We start from the raw sequence: 18,765 nt of genomic DNA, 5'->3' as shown, positions 1-18,765 counted from the left end.
GGCATACCCTCTCTATATTATTACTTGTAGAACTTTAAAATTCCGGCCTCAACCAGTGAATTGTGATTTACCCTATATCCGCATGATGAATCTCCCATTTCGATACGCTTGATATAACCGTCGGTATTCTTTTCATCGTCCACAACCTCTATTACAAGCTGTTTCTGCTTATAGTATTTTGGATTCAGACTAATGGTAATCTTATCGAATGCAGGAGCTGTCAGAGTATATTCAGGAACTCCAGGACAATCAGGATAGAATCCCATCATACTGAAGATTGCCCATGCCGACATTGTACCAGCATCATCATTTCCCGGAATACCATCAGGTGTTGGTTTGAAATATTTTTCAAGCAGCATCTTTACAGTCTTCTGAGTTCTCCACTCTTCACCCTTAAAGTAGCTGAAAAGATAAGGATAGGCAATGTCAGGCTCGTTGGCAGGATCGTAATATCCTTTGTCGAATATCATCTGCAGTTTGTCAACAAACTTTTTCTTTCCTCCCATAAGTTTTGCCAGTCCTTTTACATCGTGAGGCACATAGTATGTATAGTTCCATGCGTTTCCTTCGTGGAATCCCGGACTAGGCTCAAAGTTTTCGCCCTGCATAGGGTCGAAAGGAGCATAGAACTCTCCGCTCGGCAGGATAGGACGCAAGGTTCCGAACTCCTTGCAGTAGTAATTCTTATATCCCATAGAGCGTTTGTAGAACATCTTTGCATCTTCCTTCTTCCCAAGCTCTTTGGCAAGAGTTGACAAAGCATAATCCGCAATGTAATATTCCAATGCATGAGATACGGAGTTGTCAAACTGTTCCATCAACGGAACATAACCTTTTGACATATAATCGTCATTATCCGGACGCATCAGATTATCTTTTCCCGGCATTGTGGCAGACTTATACATAGCCTCGTATGCCAGATTGATATCGAAATCTCTGAGCCCCTTCATCCATGTATCTACAATTACAGGCAAGCTAGGATCGCCTTCCATAGTGAGGGTTTCCCTTCCATAAAGTTCCCATTTTGGAAGCCACCCATGCTCTCTGTACATATCAAGCATGGTTTTCACCATTTCAATCTGGCGTTCAGGATAAACGAGTGTCATCAGCTGATGTAGATTTCTGTATGTATCCCACAATGAGAAAACAGTATATCGTTCTCCCTTGGTAGAAAGAATCTTGTCACCTTCCATCGAAGGATATTGTCCGTTTACGTCCTGAAGTATGTTTGGATGAATAAGTGTGTGATAAAGAGCCGTATAGAACACTGTCTTCTGTTCCTTTGTTCCACCTTCCACCATTATTCTGCCCAAATCGTCATTCCACTTGTTCCTTGCTTCCTGATGTATTTCGGCAAAATGTCTTCCGGACTGTTCCTTCTCCAGGTTTTCCCTGGCATTTTCAATACTTACAAACGACACTCCCATGGATACTTCTATTTCTTCTCCTTCAGAGGTATTGAATGTGTACCACACTCCTATATCATCGCCTGCAATGTCTTTTCCGTACTTATCGTAAATCTTATATTTGCCGCTATGCTGATCCCATTGAGCCTCAACACCTTGCATCTCACGCTGTTTCTTCCAAAAACCTGTCTCTACGGGAGCCTTACTCACTCTCATGACGAAATATATCGGGAAAACAGCCTGAGGGTTGTAGCAGAATGTTCCGAGCAATTTCATTCCTTCAATCTCCGTATCACTTACTTTTCTTACGAAAGCTCCGGTTTCATTAGTCAAACCCTCACCAAGATTAAGCAAGATGTTACTTTTCCCTTCAGGGAAAGTGAAACGCGTCAATCCGCTTCTCATAGTGGCTGTAGCCTCTGCCAGCACATTATATTTCTTCAGGAATATACTATAATACCCAGGAGAAGCTGTTTCTCGCTCATACTTACTACCGTAGTTCTTGAAGTCAACATCCAGTTCGCCCGTTGTAGGCATCAGAAGCAAAGAGCCAAGATCCGGACATCCCACTCCACTGAGGTTTACATGGGCAAATCCGGTAAAGTAGCTGTTGGTATATTCATACGGGGTTGACCACCAGCGTGCATCCTTATCATATTTATTATCGGAAGACCCCATGACATTAAACGGAACCACGGACATCAATCCATTAGGACATACTGCCCCCGGGTTACAGGTACCATAGTTTGTAGTACCGATAAACGGATCGACATAATCTGCCGGCTGCTGAGCCATTGCAGTTCCGACAGAAAGTGTAAACATTGTGTATAACAGCAGTTTTTTCATATTTTTTTGATAACTATTATATTATAAGGCTATATTTCTTATACTATAGAATTGTTTTTACGAAATTAATTACCTCTGATATATCCGAATGCTATTCCAACTATAGTATCGACAGCGCCGTAATACACGACAACTCTTTCTTCATCCTATACAGTACAGCATATGGAAATACCACATTTTACACAGCTTTGTTATCATAACGGAAAACACCGACAAAGCCATCACCAAATAGCACTATGCACTGTTAAATATGCTGTTCGATGTCGGAATGTGATATCTTCCGATTACCGGATTCATTGAATATCCCAACATTACATCGTTACAACGAGCGGAACGTTCTTCGCATGGCATAATAATTTTTTCTGTCATATTTATTAGATTTAAACATTTATATAATAAGATTATTCTCTCTGTTCTTCTATGAGCGTTCCGTCCTGATTATATCCTCTAGGAAAATCTAACCATTCTCCTAATATTTCACATACCAAACCACTCATCATACCCAGTTTAATCACACCCTGATTCATAATTCCTAAAGCAAAAGCATATTGCCTGCAATATTATGAGATAATAAAAACTCTCAAAATCCAAAGAAAAGACTACAAGCCCGAAAGCAATACCTGTTATCATTTGTGTAGCCACTACAAAGAACTTCTTTATCTTGAAAAGTTCCCCAAAAGACTCAACAAAGATTTTATGATCCATGGAAGAAGATTCAATTAGGTCCAAAATGTAATAAACTTATCATCATCATCCAGTTCTTTAAACATCAGGGATGTCACCATATTAATGACAACAAATGGCATTCACATAGCAAAGTACCAATATAACAGGACTTATTCTGTTATATCTCCACTACACATAATTATTGTTTTCTTTCATAAAAAATGAATAACGAGTAATACATTGGCAACAAGATTTTCTCATGGTTAACAATTTTAGGCAGTTAAATGATTTTTTTATACGATACCCCCACTATGTGGACTTATCGGTCATCACTAATTCCAAAACACAACTTTTTATTATATCAGCATTTTAATAAAAAAGACTATCCCAAGCCCTTTCATTCAAGCTGAGAAATTTTATATAACAATTCTCACAGTTGAGATTTTATGCAAATATCGTGAAAATCTTATTATCAACAAATTTTATTTTCATTTTAGAAAACATAGGAGTGTCTATCACATATTCTCCCGACTACGATTTACAGAATAAACTCCCAACTCACTCATCACATACTTTCAAAGCTTTATAAATATATATGTTTCCAAAGTACTGAACGATAATCCAAGAATATTGGATATTTCCTTGTACACATGATTATAAAATATAAATCAAGCTTTTAGAATATAAATCATAATTTAATGTCATAAATACATAATCCAATAGATTTAAGACCAAAAAATGATCATAAAATAAATCCTTGCAAAAGCCACAAGGCTTGATTTATACAAGATAGTATTTTCATCTGTATTATTGATTAATTAAGGATATATTTTTAATCTTAAAAATTATACCAGCAATACTAATCACCCAAAATTGATAAAAAAGACATTACTATTAAAAGCATTTATTTATTATTATAATCATAAAAAAACTTACCCAAGATTACGTCGATTATCGTAGTCTTGGGTAAAATTTTTCAATTTATAAAAGACTTAAGCTTTCTCAAATATAAGCTTGTTATTCTTTACCTCAAAAAGGGACATACCAAGGTAATCCACGATTCTGTCTACATTGTTGGATTCCTGTGTTGTAAAGCCTTTATATTGACATTTTAGTGGTATCATGCCAAAGATATTAAGTTTTGTAGCTTTCTAGGATGTAATATATACATTCTCTTCTTTAAACTGTAATCATTCACATGTTGCTCCTGCTTGAATCGGCCATCCAGGATTCTGATAAATAGGAGAATTCTCTACAGATACTCCATCTGATGAAGATATCAAGAAATGCTGTACAGCAATCGGATTCAAATAGTGTGCTTCAAAGAAATAGAATCCATTATAATATTCATTTGTTGAAGTCTTTCTTAATGGAAGCAAATAATCACTTTCACTTGGAGACGATACATTATTTTTAGAATCATCAGATTGATCATAAATCAATAGAGACTGACCATTCTCATCAACGAATAAAGATTCCATCGGACCAAAAATCTTCGCACCTTTCAACTGATATCCATTCAGCTGATCCATTGCCCTCCAACGAATAAGGTCCATATAACGAAAACCTTCACCAATAAATTCACAACGACGTTCACGACGAATATTATATAAAATTTCATCTACTAACTGCCCATGAGAATATGCCCCCCAATCGTTCTCTCCTTCTTGAGCCATATCTGTTGCAGCAATAGTAATATTATAGTCTTCATTTACTCCTGCACGTTTACGCAAAGCTCTCCAATATTTATCCAGCTTTTGATCATTCAAATTTCCATTACGCAAATAAGATGCCTCAATGTAATTCAAATATGCTTCAGCAGCACGGTACACAACAAAAGCAGTCTGATCCTGTCCCAATATTTGGTCATTATAATCCATGGAATGTCCTTTACCAAGAATATAACCTGTAGATGTAGAATTCTTCATGTCATAAATATACAATCTAGGAGCTTCAGGAAATCTCTCAATTGTTGAAATATTAGTTGTAGCTTTCACATCCAAAGGTGCTTTCATAAACAGTTGCCAACGCCAGTCCCTGTTTAACTTTGTATCAGAGATATAGTCATCTCCAGCATAATTACTATTCGCAGCATACCAAGGCAAACCATTGCTCATCAAGAATGCTTTCTCAAACTGAGCTGTAAAACCAGTATTTCCACCGCTATAAATATAATGATTATAATGATGAGTAGCATTTAATGCCAGACTATATGCACGATACATTACCACTTCAGAATAGCTACTAGGGTCATGAGAAGCAAACATATCATAGTAAGGATTAACTATTCCATCATTAGGGTTTATTTTATTATTAGAAGTCAATTCAATTGCATCAGCCACTCTGGATGCAGCTTCCATTGCCTGATCCAGAAAGAAATTGATTTCATTTTCTGCACTTCCTGCTGGGAACTGATAGCCGCTATTATAATCCTTCTCTGCACCTGGCCATCCTGGACCATTAGGAACCAAAGCAGTATTTGCATGATACTTTTCCCATGTAGCCTCAAACAGAGCTACTCTCGACTTCAATATAAGAGCTGCATTTTGTGTAATTCGAGTCTTCGCAGGAGAATTAGTAGTCAACGTTATAGCATCATCCAAATCCTTTAAAATAAAACGAGCTACTTCATTTCTTGGCATACGTTTAGAAGCCTCTATCAAAACTTCACTATTATCGGGTAATGTTCCTTCTATAATTGGAAAATCCCCCAAAGTTCTTAATCTATAAAAATACTCCAATGCACGCAGGAAATGAGCCTCACCTATATATTGTTTTATATTGGTAGTATTACCAGATATTGTACCTTTCTCATATTTAGGTACTACTGTTTCCAAAAAATAGTTTAATGCATATATATTAGAAAAATTCCATTTACCACCTGTTTGCCCTACAGTCCATGTATTTTTCAAATAACGTCCATTAGTACCATACTGGTTATCAGTAGCATCATCATCAAAATATGGAGATTTTGAGTCATAATGACTTGGCAACATTCCTCCTTTATCATCACTATTACCATCGTATCTTGTATAATTTGCATAGTAATTATCCACATAAGCCTTCAATTGATCTTCTGTTTGAAGGTACTGTTCAGGAGATACGTCAGACAAAGGCTCTTCATCCAAGAAATCATTGCAAGCAGCCAATGAAAATAACGATATTCCTAAAATAAATCTATTTATATATTTAGTATATTTTTTCATAATGCATCTAAATTAGAAATTAACACTTAAACCAAATGAGTAAGTACGAGACAATGGATAAACAGTTCCACCTTGTTTACCAATACCAGCTGTTTCAGGATCCATTGTACTGCTCAAACTTGTTATTGTCCACAAGTTTTCACCGGCAACATAAACACGTAAATTCTCTAAACCTATTTTTTGAGTGATATGTTTCGGAATTGTATAACCTAACTGAAGGTTTTTCAAACGCATATAAGCAGCATTTTGCAAATATCTAGTCTGAGTCTTATGGTTCTTATTATTGAACAAAGCACGTGGATAATAAGCATCTACATTAGGACCAAGATTTGAAGATGTATCTTCAGCACGGAAATAATCCATATGGTCTGCAAAAGAAGTAGACCACCATTGTCCACTACCAGTTACGCCCCAGAATACCATACTATTTTCTCCTGGATCAAAATCACGCTTCAAGACTCCTTGCCAGAACATAGACATATCAAAACCCTTCCATTGTAAATCCAGTGTAATACCAGTACGGAAACGAGGGGTATTATTACCTATTTTCTTCAAATCGCCATGATCTTCCAATGTATTACTACCATTATCAATCTTACCGTCACCATTCAAGTCAGCATACATAATATCTCCAGCTTCCCATTTAGTACCTAAAGCAGTCTGTCCACCATTTGGCAGAGTAGCTAGATGAGCATCCATTTCTTCCTGAGTCTTAGCTATACCAATTGTTTCATATCCATAGATTTCTCCTGTTAATTGGCCTGTTATATAAGTATTCAAAGAGTTTGTTGGATTAGCGTAACGGTCAATACGTGTCTGACTATCAGATATATTCAGTTTTACACCATAGCTTAAATCACCTATTCGATCTCTCCATCCTAAAGTCAATTCCCAACCAAATGTTGTCAAATCACAGTTATTTGTCACAGGAACAGACGTACCCAAAATAGCAGGAAGTTCGATACCGGGACCAACCATATTCATTGTTTTACGCCAGAAATAATCAAAAGATCCGGTCAGACGATTATTAAATGCACCAAAATCTAAACCTATATTAGTATTTTTAATTCTTTCCCAGGTCAAAGCACTTGATACAAGGCCAGGCACTGAAGCTACATTTGGTTTTGCTCCATCCTGCAACCAACTTCCAGAATTAGCAACTACATTCATAATCTGATATGTAGGATACCAGTTTGTTGTATTTTGATTGGCAAGTTCTCCATAAGACCCTCTCAACTTAAACGTCTCAATATAATTTGCTAAATCTCCCCAAAAATCTTCACGAGCAATATTCCAACCCAAAGAGAATGAAGGAGTCCAAATCCAACGGTTTTCTCTACGATAGCGAGATGAGCCATCATAACGCAAGTTAAATTCAACTAAGTACTTACCTAAATAATCATAATTAATACGTCCAAAAAAGCCAGCAGTCTTCCAATTTTTATACAGACCACTCATTGTATAGTCATTAACATTAGTAGTCTGATCTAAAACAGGTAAATCAGGAGTTGTTAATCCGGTACGTGATGCTGTAACATCTCTATATTTCATTATTTCAGCCTGAAAACCAGCCATTACTGCAAAATTATGTTTATCATCTAATGAAAAATTATAATTTGAGTACAATGTCGGATTCAAGTAAGTCTGTTTTAATGAATATTCAGAAACCTGATCCTTTGTAGGACTTGTTGTACCTGGAATATATGTATTTTCCGGATTATCAGCATAATGTGCATAAGTAATCAATTGATCCCAGTGCGTCCAGTTATTATCGGTTTTTATATTCATTTCACCTATAATATTCCAGTTTTTCAAAGGAGTCAAAGTAAACCTAAATTGTTGTGAAAGCATATCTTTCTGTTCTTTATGGCGTCCTCCATCACGTAAAGCAGCAATATAGTTAATATCTGACATAAGATATCCATTCGGGTCATAAATTGCACGAACAGGACGGGCACGACGAAGAATATGATTATAAAAATCATCATTCATTGTAGTTGGACGCGAATAATCCGTACGTACATAACGACTAGAATAATCAACCTTCAATATTTTAGATAATTGAGCAGAGAATTTTCCTGTAAAAGTATATCTATCGTAATCATCAGTACCATATCGCATAAATCCCTGCTGGCCCATATAATTACCTGATACATAGTAAGTAACCTTATCATTACCGCCACTGGCACTCACATTATGCTCATGTGAAGGAGCCACACTACGATAATACTGATCCAACCAATCTACATTAGCTGCTGTATAATCATAATTCCATTTACCACCTGAGCCTTCACCATAGATATAATCATCTGTTCTACCTTCCATGAAATCTTTTACCTGTTGCATATATGCAGCTTCATACAAATGATTACCGCTTCCATTGAATTCCGCATCATCGAATAAGTTTACAAACTCCCAGGAATTAGCCATTTTAGGCATATTGAGTGGTGTCTGAAATCGTACATTCATATTATAATTAATCTGTGCACGTCCCGATTTTCCACTTTTTGTTGTTACCAAAATAACGCCAAAAGGAGCACGAGAGCCATAAATAGAAGAAGCTGCAGCATCCTTCAAAACAGAAATACTTTCAATATCTTGTGGATTCACGGAACTCAGGTCACCTTCCATACCATCAATCAATATCAATGGACTTCCACTAGTATACGCAGTTCCACTTGCGTCTTTACCTACAGTACCAGTACCACGAATAGAGATAGATTTAGAAGCATTCAATTCACCACCATTTCCACTATTATCAATATTCAAACCAGGAATTACACCTTGTAAAGCCTGAACAGCATTAGCCACAGGGCGAGATTCTAAATCTTTTGCAGAGGCCATACCAACAGATCCTGTCAAATTAACTTTCTTCTGGGTACCGAATCCAACTACTACAACTTCATCTAAAGTCTCAGTATCTTCTTGTAAAGTTACTCCCATATCAGGTGTAGCTTTCACCTCTAATGTTTTATATCCAATATACGAGATTTGCAATACTGCATTAGGAGATACTGACAATGTAAAATTACCATCCATATCTGTAATAGTACCATTAGAAGTACCTTTCTCCAATACACTAGCTCCGATAATTGGTTCTCCATTAGAATCTTTTACAACACCTGAAACTGTTTGTTTTTGCAGTACATCCTGAACAGAATAACTTTCATTCTCCGCCATGATAACCAACGGATGGGTTACTATAAAACCCGAACAAAGTAGCAAAGACATTATTGCCCTTCGATTGTTTTTACTCGATTTAGATCTCATCATTTATTGTTTTTAGATTAGATTTAGTTTAAAATTCGAACGCAAAAATATGTTTCAATAATAGAATTTACATAAAAAAATTAAGCAATAAACATAGAAAATTATTCAAAAAACGCATATTGACATAAAAAGATAGGCTCATGAAAGATTTTTATATAAATAGAAGTTAATAATTGATTATTAAATTGCCATTACTCTATAATGTTTCTATTTATTAAAGAAATCAAGAGTCCAGCTATCCATCCATTCTAAAAAAGGTATTCCATCATTAAACTGAACCGGAAGCCATATATAGCGAGCATCACTGTGTTTCTTCGGACACCATAAATCTGCCATAAATATGTATGCATCTTTTTGATCAGGCAATTTAAGAATAAAAGTACTCTGACCGCCAAATGTTATCTCTGAGTCAGTCCCAACACATGGATTAGGATGTTTAGTCCATGGTCCCCAAATTCTTGGAGCTGAAAACATCCTGGCTTCGTTCGGTTCCCATCCTGTACATCCAGAAGTAATAAGCCAATAGATTCCATTCTTCTTGAATATTGCAGGGGCCTCGTTATGTCCCCCCGGAGCAAGACGGACATATTTTCCAGTATGGCTCATATAATCATCGCTCAGCTCAGTTATATGAAGAGTAAGGTTATCTTCCGATGAGAAAATATGATAAGCCTTGCCGTCGTCATCAACAAAAAGCTGCATATCTCTGGCCATTTGTCCACCATCAAAATCACGCTTAACAAACAAGCCTTTCGTAATAGCAGCTATCCATTCAGGCGTCCACCATTTTTTGAAATTGTCAATATTCAAAGTGTCAAATACAGCCTTTTGTTCGGGAGTCATATCGAAAGGTAATTTCCCTGCATTAGGACGAAGTGATTTGACATATTTAAAAGGTCCTACAGGAGAATCACTCACAGCCAGAGCTGCTCTTGCAGCCGAATAACCTTTTCCCTTTAATTCCAAATGAAACCACATAACAAATTTCTTTGTTTTATTATTATAAATTACTTTAGGTCGCTCCATCACGCATCCTTGTGTTATATCACTTGTGCTATCATTCATTACAACAGGCAAAACCGTTCCTTCATTTTTCCAGTCTGTAAGATTCTTAGAGGAATAACACATTATTCCTACCATGGCTGCACTTGTAGAATCAGATTTATTTTCTCCATACCAATAATATGTACCGTCATGTAACAGAATACCACCTCCATGAGCATTCACATGAGTTCCAGTATTATCATACCACAACTCACCGGATCTGATAGGTTTGGTTGATTCAGTCTGGTGACAAGATAACATAAACAAAAACATCGCAAACGGCAAACATGCATAAAATGCTTTTCTATTCATAATGTTATTTTTTGAAGGTTAAAAAAAATTATAAGCAAATATATAATTCAACTACCGTACACATAATTAAAAAATAAGCATAATCAGCAGTTATTTAATTAGAAATGTGTTTTTTGACCGATTCTCTATCAATATGAACTATTTTTATACTATTGAAAAATTAATATTGAAGTATAAAACTATTACATTTGCAACAATAAAAACAAACAAAAAAACCAAACAGTATCTATGAGAACACTGCTTACTTTACTATCTTTTTCACTTTCTGTTATATACAGTTATTCACACAGTAAAACTATAAAAAATCTCAATGTAAATGATGGCCTATCAAGTAACTATGTATTAGATATATCAGAAGACAAACAAGGTTGTATCTGGTTGGTTACTGAATATGAATTAAACAAATTCGATGGCAAGAAATTCACTGTATTCAAAAGAGAGATACCTAATAGAAATAGCAGTGAGTATAACACTCTACTATCAGTTCCTGAAGAGAATTCACTATGGATTGGTACCCAAAAGAGTGGTATAAACATATTTAATATCAGCGAGAAATCGTTTAAGACTCTTGATATGTCTAACGGACTCATAACCAATGATATCATAAAACTAACTAGAGCCACAGACGGGGGAATATGGATAACTCATTATAATTTAGGTATTGACTATTATGACATTAATATTAAAAAGGTTTCAAAAAGCTACAATACATCCAATATAGAAAATTTTAAAGGACGTTTGTGGACTTCTTGTGACGATGGTAAAGGTAATTTGTATATAGGACATAAAGATAACGGAATGAGCATCATCAATCTAAAAGATATGAGTTGCCGAAATTACACACACGATCCTAACAATAAGAACTCTATTCCTGACAATGAGGTTAAAACCATATTCATAGACAAAGCTGAAAGAGTATGGGTAGGTACAAACAACGGGCTGGCTTTATTTAATCCAAACACTGAGGACTTTATCACATTTAAATATATTCCACAGAATCCGAACTCACTGTTATCAAATAAAATTACCAATATTACCCAAACCAAGGATGGTAAAATATGGATTTGCTCAAGTATGGGAGGAGTAAGTGTATTGGATATGCAGGAAAACTCATTTACAGACATAAAGGACGTTAAGTTTCATAATTATACGGCATCACAGGAGAATGGAATCTCATCACCAAACGCACAGGCAGTAATAGAGGATAAGTATGGTAATGTATGGATAGCCAATTATAGAGGTGGGGTTGATTTTATCAGTTACGGAGAAGAAAAATTCAAGACACTGCCATACTATTTCAAAGACAAAGACTCTTACAGATACAAACAGGTTTGGTGTATATATGCTAATAATAACGATGATATTATTCTTGGCGGAGAGGATGAAATAGTGATATTCAAGGATAACAGAATAGTAAAAAACATCGAGATAAACCAAGCGGATGTTTTAAGAAACACACATATTAACACCATGCACAAGATGAAAAACGGCAACATCCTACTTGGAACTTATATGAGTGGAGTCTTACTGTACAATGTCACGACCAGTACTTATTCAAATATCAGCAAAGAGCACAAGAACATAGATGTAAGATGCTTCTTCGAAGAAAAAGATGGTAAAATCCTGATAGGATCTACTAGTGGAATGTTCAATTACACCAATAATAATGTCAAGAGGAACGACACTATAAACAATCAAATATCCAATTACTATATTATTGGCATAACAAGAGACAAAGAAGGCAAACTGTGGGTTGGTACATCTGGAGAAGGACTATATATATTCAACAGTAGAAACAAGCTGATTGGAAATATAACAACTAAAAACGGATTGCCCTCAGACAATATTTCAACAATATTTAAAGACAAGAACAACAGCCTGTGGATTGGATCAAAAAACGGTCTTGTTTACATAGCAGATACGGATAAACCGGAAAAGATAGTTATATATACAAAAAAAGAGGGGTTAGAAGACGGATTCATCAGAGGCATCACAGAAGGATACGACGGAAATATATGGTTCAGCACAAATGCTGGTATCTCATCTTTAAACAAAGGAAGCGGAAAAATTAGAAATTACAATTTCAAAGATGGAGTTCCGAGAGGTGATTTCATGAACACTTCGGTGTGTATTGATAATACAGGGAACCTGTATTTTGGCTCTCAAAACGGTGTCTGCTTTTTCAATCCTATGAGTATAAAGAACGATGATGTTATCTCACCAATAGAATTCACCAATTGTTTGGCCTTTTTGGAATCACCTTCACCAGACATAAAGGGGAAGATTATCCCAATTGATAATAATAAGATCAGTCTGAAATATAATGAAAATAATTTCAGAATAAACTTTAATATTACAAACTATACCCAATCAAGCCAAGCGGAATACATCTATATGATGGAAGGTATTAAGGACGCATGGTACAACACCGAAGGTGATAACCAAGTTACATTCAGAAATCTTCCTTACGGAAATTATAAATTTAAAGTAAATGCTCGCCTGAGAAATCAGTCATGGAATGAAAATAATATAGCAACTCTTGAGATTGCAATAAATCCACCATTATGGCTTACATGGTATGCCAAACTATTATATACCATTGTTATTTGTATCATAGTCATTTATATAATTAGAGTATATAAACATAAACTTGAACTTGAGAGTAAGCTTAAACTAGAGCATAATCTATACGAAAACGAGCAGAAACTAAATACTGAACGTCTACGTTTCTATACCAACATAGCTCACGAATTACGAACTCCACTGACCTTAATAATAGGTCCGCTCGAAGATTTACTGTCTGACAAAACACTTTCAGTAAAGCATTCAAACAAAATAAGCATCATACACGATAGTGCAAACAGACTACTCTCGCTAATAAATCAGATACTTGAATTTAGAAAGACAGAAACCCAAAACAGAAAACTCACTGTCATCAATGGTAATATAGCCAAACTAGTCCAAGAAGTTGGATTTAACTTCAAGGAACTAAACCAAAACAACAATATTCAGATAGATATAAAAATAGATATTGAGAACAAAATAATATTTTTCGATCCAGACATGATTACTACAATAATAAACAATCTGATGTCGAATGCCATTAAATATACCCCACAAGGAAAGATTACTCTAACATTAAATGAGACAGAAAATAATGGTCTAAAATATACACAAATAAGTGTTGAAGACACCGGGGTCGGTATTTCAGAAGAAGCCCTGCCACATATTTTCGAAAGATATTATCAGGCAAAAGAAAAACATCAGGCCTCGGGAACTGGTATAGGACTCGCTCTCGTTAAATCATTAACAGACCTGCATGAAGGAGAAATATATGTAGAAAGTAAGGTAAATGTGGGAAGCAAATTTGTCTTCTCCATACTGTCAGAAAATACATATCCTAATGCTATTCACAAGGAAAACTTTAAAAAAAATAAGGAGGTTGAAGACAAAAACTTGAATTCTCCAAATGAGGATGATGATTCAAAACCAATATTACTTATTGTAGAAGATAATAATGAAATCAGAGAATATATAAAATGTTCATTTGAAGACTTATACGAGGTCCTGACCGCATCAAACGGTAAAGAAGGTTGGGAAATTGCAAAAAACAGAATTCCGAGTATAATCATCACTGATGTCATGATGCCAATAATGGATGGAATAACTCTATGCAAGAAAGTAAAAGAGGACATGAGAACAAGTCATATACCTGTCATAATGCTGACCGCAAAGGATTCCATACAGGACAAAGAAGACGGTTATGCTGCAGGTGCCGATTCATTCCTGACCAAACCGTTTAGCGCACGTTTACTACATAAGCGTATCGAAAACCTACTTGATGCGAGAAAAAAACTTGCAGGAATGGTGGCTACACGAACTGTCTCATCCATAGGCAGTAACACCCAGGAAGATCTTAATGATTTGGCAAACTGTTCACAGATATTAAACAAGCTGGACAAGGAATTTCTTGACAAAGTGAACAGTATTATTGAAGAAAATCTTAGTCTGGAAAAAATGGACGTTGCCTTTATTGCTGACAAGATGTGTATGAGTCACTCCACTTTATACCGAAAGATAAAAGGTCTTACAGACATGTCGGTCAACGAGTTTGTAAAGAAAATCAAGATGAAGAAAAGCATAGAGCTTCTTGCCAACGGTGAATACAACCTGTCAGAAGTGGCTGACATGACAGGTTTTAGTAGTGTAGCATATTTCCGTCAGTGCTTTAAGGATGAATATGGTATGGCACCAACAGAATACCTAAAGCAACAAAAGTAAGTTATAAATTTGCTATATGAGAGAAGAAAAAATCTGCAGGAAATGCTTTTAGTCCTGCAGATTATAATTGCGATTATTTGGTTTTATATTTTTATTCAGAACAAATCACGAGTCTGGATATCGTCTGTCCAATGATGGTCTTTCGGGAAAGGCTGTTCACTCCATGCACGCTTGCTTGTCCAGTCTTGCGGAGCATCGCTCCAGAATGGATGTGTTGCAGGAAGGGCCAATGGAAGGAAAGACAATGAAGTCATATAAAGACTTCCGTTATTGGTATACCAATCGGCTATATTAGGCTGACGCCCTGAAAAACCAATTGTAAGGAAACCTCCTTCGTTAAAGTTATTTCCACTTTGGAACATTCTTTTCATTACAGCCGTAAGCGCGCAGCGTACCTGAGCATTGGATACTCCGGCAGGAAGTTCCTGATACCATGCCATAAGTGCAAGAGGCTGCATTGCCGCCATACGATAAGGTATTGAACGTCCGAATACAGGGAATGTTCCTTCCGGAGAAATCAGACGCTCAAGAACCAGACTGTATTTCTGTGTACGTTTCAACGCTCTGTCATAATATTTTGAATAGTGTATGCGAGTGTATGCTTTTGCATCCTTCATTGCCTGAAGTGTCTCAAGATACATTGGGTGGAAAACATAACTGCTGTAATAATCGAAGGCAAAACTTGGTCCGTCAGCGTACCAACCATCACCAGTATACCATTCTTCGACTTTACGAATAGCTGAATTTACACGATATTCATCATATTTTGCTCCAATCTTGGCCAGGAAACTTTCTATAGTTGAAGAGAACAGTAGCCAGTTTGTATATGGAGGGTCAACACGACGTAGCTGGATAAATTCTTCTATATAGCGTTTTTTAGTTGTTTCATCTAGAGGCATCCAAAGCTGGTCGTAAGCACGCAGAAAGCTTTCAGCTATATAGGCGGCATCCACCAATGCCTGTCCATGTCCTCTCCACAACAGATAGTCAGGACTTTGGGGATTTACAGCATTGGCATAACTCTTAAGAGCCCATTCACGAAGCTGCTTACGCATCTTGCCTTCTTCTGTGTCATCATCCGGCAAAGTAAGCCATGGAGCGATACCAGCCATAAGACGCCCGAAAGCCTCCATGTATGTTACTTTTTTATCTCGACCATCCCAGTTTGGACTTACTTCTACAATCATATTTTTCTGAAGTTCACCTTTCGCCATATTGCTCAATACAGGTGCAGCCATCTTATAAGCGAGTTCACACCAGTATGCGCGTTCCTGACTCTTTGGAGCTTCGAGGTATCTTACATATTCGCATGCAGCCAAAAGAAAAGCTCCTACTCCGAAGTTCGCAGTAGATTTGGCATTTACTATCTGTCCCGGTATTGCCTTTTCACCTATAGGCTGTACGTAACCAACCGCTCCATTCTTCTGTAAAGCTGTCTTGGAAAGATATTTCCAGGCCTTGTCCACTACCGGCATATATGTAGACTCATCAAGGAAGCCGTTGTTTATACCCCAAAGAAATCCATAAGTAAAGAAAGCTGTTCCGCTTGTTTCAGGTCCCGGCGCATGTTCCGGATCCATCATACTGCGTGTCCAATATCCTTCAGGCTGCTGTATCGCTGCCACTGCCTTGGCCATGTTCTGGAATTTCTGTGCAAAGAATTCATAATGTTTATAGTCTTTCGGAAGATCTTTAAGCACCTTTGCCAGACCTGCAAGAACCCAGCCGTCGCCACGAGCCCAAAAATCTTTCTTACCGTTTACACTCTTATGTTTTGGATATACATATTTGGCGTCTCTATAATAAAGATTTTCATCTTTATCGAACATTATCTTATCCGAATAAGTAATATACTCATATAGTTTGTCCAAATACAGATGATTATGGGTAAGCTTATACATCTTGGTCATTACAGGCATTACCATATAAAGGCCGTCACTCCACCACCAGTAATCATTCTGAGGAGTACTCATCTGATACTCCATCACTTCTTTGGCCCTCTTTATCTTATATTCTTCCGGTGCAATATTATACAGGTCGACGTATGTCTGAAAACAAATCTGGTAGTCGCCGAACAACACATATTCGTCTGATTCCCCATATCTATACTTCCACTTGGAACGGTCGTTGCTTTTTGCTCCTTTCCACTCATTATGCTTAGCCCAAGCCTCTGAATACTGACGATAAGCTTCATTACCAGTAAGGAAATACGCCTCCATATTTCCAGTATGATAGGCTGCATTATCCCAAAAAGAACGAACTTCAGGTTTATGCTCAGCCTGCCAATGCTGGTTAACCTTGTCTATGATCTTTCTAACATCCTTTGCCTCATCATTATTGGCAAAAGTCACCGTCGGCAAAAGACCTAAAGCTACGACTGCGACTGTTTTAAAGAATCTATTCATGATATTACATTTTTAATTAATTTGACACTTCCATTACATATATAGATGTAGGTTCTGATACAACCTTCTTTTCTCCGTCTCCTTGATGGGCTTCCTGCACAAAAATATGCAATTCCTTATTTTGCTTCCATAACTCTGTATCGATACTTGGTTCCCATGCATCCACTGAAAAGTCTGTAAGATCTCTAACTGTCCAATCTCCTTCCAGTAAGTTTGTGGTGTGCGCCATAGAGACCTTACTTCCACGTTCTGCGTCGCGGAAAATAAAAAATGCCTCACCTTTATCAACAGCTATTCTAGGGCGTGAGATAGGTATCATTTTTGTTCCTCCTCCTTTCAGGCTGAAAGGTTGAGTACGGCTCATAATCTGTTTCTGATTCCATTTCTTACCGTCATTCCATACCATTCTGTACTGAGGAACTTCACTGTCAGCATCTCTCCAATATGTAACGATAAAAGGATTGCCGTCAGAGTCAGTACTCATACTTGTCTGGTTAATCAGTTCGCTGTTTTGTGGTATCCGACAAGCATACTCAGCATTTGCTTCATTTATAGGGAGACTGTATTTCTCACCGGTTGACTTGTACCATGTCCGGCCACCATCTCTAGAGCATGCATAACACAAATCATGATTTGTCTCAACCAGATGCGACTCTCTCCACACCCATGACACATGTATGGTTCCATTCTCGTCGACATATAGTTGCCAGTAGGCGTTTCTCTGGCCTTCACCATCAATCAGAATATCCTGTATCCTGCTCCATTTACGTGAGGTTAAGCTATACTTGTTCAAAACAAGATTTCCTCTTCCTGAAGCTCCAGAACGATAAGCGAAAAGAAGATCTCCATTTGGCATCCTGTAGAATTCCGGGTAAGTAACATTCGATTCGTCAACACCGGTCATCGATTCTTTTTCTCCCAATTTCAAACCTCCCGGCTCAAGACTTCGACAGTAGTTGAGCGGATGCCCATGATGATCGAATGACACATGCAGGTATCCGTCTCCATCAACCATTATACTTATCACATTATGTGCATCGGCAACATTTCCTTTATACTGCGAACGTGACAGAGTCCATTTGTCCTCAACTGCAGTATTTTCAGAAGACAATTTTCTTTTACCTACAACCATATAGCCTTCTTCATCATAAAAAGCTATATACTGATAATCTTTAAAAGTTACAATAGAACTGTTTCTGAAAACAGTAGTATTTACAGATGTCTGACTATAACCTTCAGCCACGTAAACCATTTTTTGGGAATGAGACGAAATTGCACTCAGACCAAACAATAATGTTAATACAAATTTTCTCATAATAATATTTTTTA

8 protein-coding genes and 1 pseudogene are annotated in these 18,765 nt (G+C 36.8%); 1 reads left to right on the top strand and 8 read right to left on the bottom strand.

The window, feature by feature from the left end:
- Positions 1–20: 20 nt before the first annotated feature.
- The 6 genes and pseudogenes from Q0486_RS08035 to Q0486_RS08010 form a co-directional block, all read right to left on the bottom strand.
- Positions 21–2,252, bottom strand: coding sequence for a GH92 family glycosyl hydrolase (locus tag Q0486_RS08035; RefSeq protein WP_299231911.1), 2,232 nt, complete (start codon positions 2,250–2,252; stop codon positions 21–23).
- A 181-nt stretch (positions 2,253–2,433) separates the two neighbouring features.
- Positions 2,434–2,621, bottom strand: a pseudogene (locus Q0486_RS08030) (glycosidase); the annotation flags it as partial.
- 32 nt (positions 2,622–2,653) lie between these two features.
- A complete protein-coding gene (locus tag Q0486_RS08025; protein WP_299231910.1) occupies positions 2,654–2,779 on the bottom strand; it encodes a hypothetical protein in 126 nt (41 codons plus the stop codon).
- 1,329 nt (positions 2,780–4,108) lie between these two features.
- Positions 4,109–6,124 (bottom strand): RagB/SusD family nutrient uptake outer membrane protein, encoded by a 2,016-nt coding sequence (locus tag Q0486_RS08020; protein WP_299231907.1) that lies wholly within the window; start codon positions 6,122–6,124, stop codon positions 4,109–4,111.
- Positions 6,125–6,136: 12 nt separating this feature from the next.
- Positions 6,137–9,355 (bottom strand): TonB-dependent receptor, encoded by a 3,219-nt coding sequence (locus Q0486_RS08015; protein ID WP_299231905.1) that lies wholly within the window; start codon positions 9,353–9,355, stop codon positions 6,137–6,139.
- 246 nt (positions 9,356–9,601) lie between these two features.
- The gene (locus Q0486_RS08010; RefSeq protein WP_363317984.1) at positions 9,602–10,711 is read right to left on the bottom strand and encodes a glycoside hydrolase family 43 protein; all 1,110 of its coding nucleotides are present in this window, start codon (positions 10,709–10,711) and stop codon (positions 9,602–9,604) included.
- 267 nt (positions 10,712–10,978) lie between these two features.
- On the opposite strand from Q0486_RS08010, the gene Q0486_RS08005 reads away from it, so the two are divergent.
- Positions 10,979–15,031 carry a hybrid sensor histidine kinase/response regulator transcription factor gene (locus Q0486_RS08005; RefSeq protein WP_299231903.1) on the top strand — a complete coding sequence of 1,351 codons (4,053 nt, stop codon included), beginning with the start codon at positions 10,979–10,981 and terminating at the stop codon, positions 15,029–15,031.
- A 95-nt stretch (positions 15,032–15,126) separates the two neighbouring features.
- On the opposite strand, the gene Q0486_RS08000 is transcribed toward Q0486_RS08005, so the two are convergent.
- Positions 15,127–17,436 carry a DUF2264 domain-containing protein gene (locus tag Q0486_RS08000; RefSeq protein ID WP_299231901.1) on the bottom strand — a complete coding sequence of 770 codons (2,310 nt, stop codon included), beginning with the start codon at positions 17,434–17,436 and terminating at the stop codon, positions 15,127–15,129.
- A 16-nt stretch (positions 17,437–17,452) separates the two neighbouring features.
- Positions 17,453–18,751 carry a BNR repeat-containing protein gene (locus Q0486_RS07995; RefSeq protein WP_299231899.1) on the bottom strand — a complete coding sequence of 433 codons (1,299 nt, stop codon included), beginning with the start codon at positions 18,749–18,751 and terminating at the stop codon, positions 17,453–17,455.
- Between the last annotated feature and the right edge of the window lie 14 nt (positions 18,752–18,765).

The sequence above is a fragment of the uncultured Bacteroides sp. genome, assembly GCF_937912035.1.
GTDB lineage: Bacteria > Bacteroidota > Bacteroidia > Bacteroidales > Bacteroidaceae > Phocaeicola.
This window is presented reverse-complemented; position numbering and strand designations above follow the sequence as displayed.

Bases quoted from the DNA above. Each gene is read 5' to 3' on its own strand.
- Q0486_RS08000 (WP_299231901.1), bottom strand. From the start codon at position 17,436: ATGAATAGATTCTTTAAAACAGTCGCAGTCGTAGCTTTAGGTCTTTTG.
- Q0486_RS08035 (WP_299231911.1), bottom strand. From the start codon at position 2,252: ATGAAAAAACTGCTGTTATACACAATGTTTACACTTTCTGTCGGAACT.
- Q0486_RS08015 (WP_299231905.1), bottom strand. From the start codon at position 9,355: ATGTCTTTGCTACTTTGTTCGGGTTTTATAGTAACCCATCCGTTGGTT.
- Q0486_RS08010 (WP_363317984.1), bottom strand. From the start codon at position 10,711: ATGTTTTTGTTTATGTTATCTTGTCACCAGACTGAATCAACCAAACCT.
- Q0486_RS08020 (WP_299231907.1), bottom strand. From the start codon at position 6,124: ATGAAAAAATATACTAAATATATAAATAGATTTATTTTAGGAATATCG.
- Q0486_RS07995 (WP_299231899.1), bottom strand. From the start codon at position 18,751: ATGAGAAAATTTGTATTAACATTATTGTTTGGTCTGAGTGCAATTTCG.
- Q0486_RS08025 (WP_299231910.1), bottom strand. From the start codon at position 2,779: ATGAATCAGGGTGTGATTAAACTGGGTATGATGAGTGGTTTGGTATGT.
- Q0486_RS08005 (WP_299231903.1), top strand. From the start codon at position 10,979: ATGAGAACACTGCTTACTTTACTATCTTTTTCACTTTCTGTTATATAC.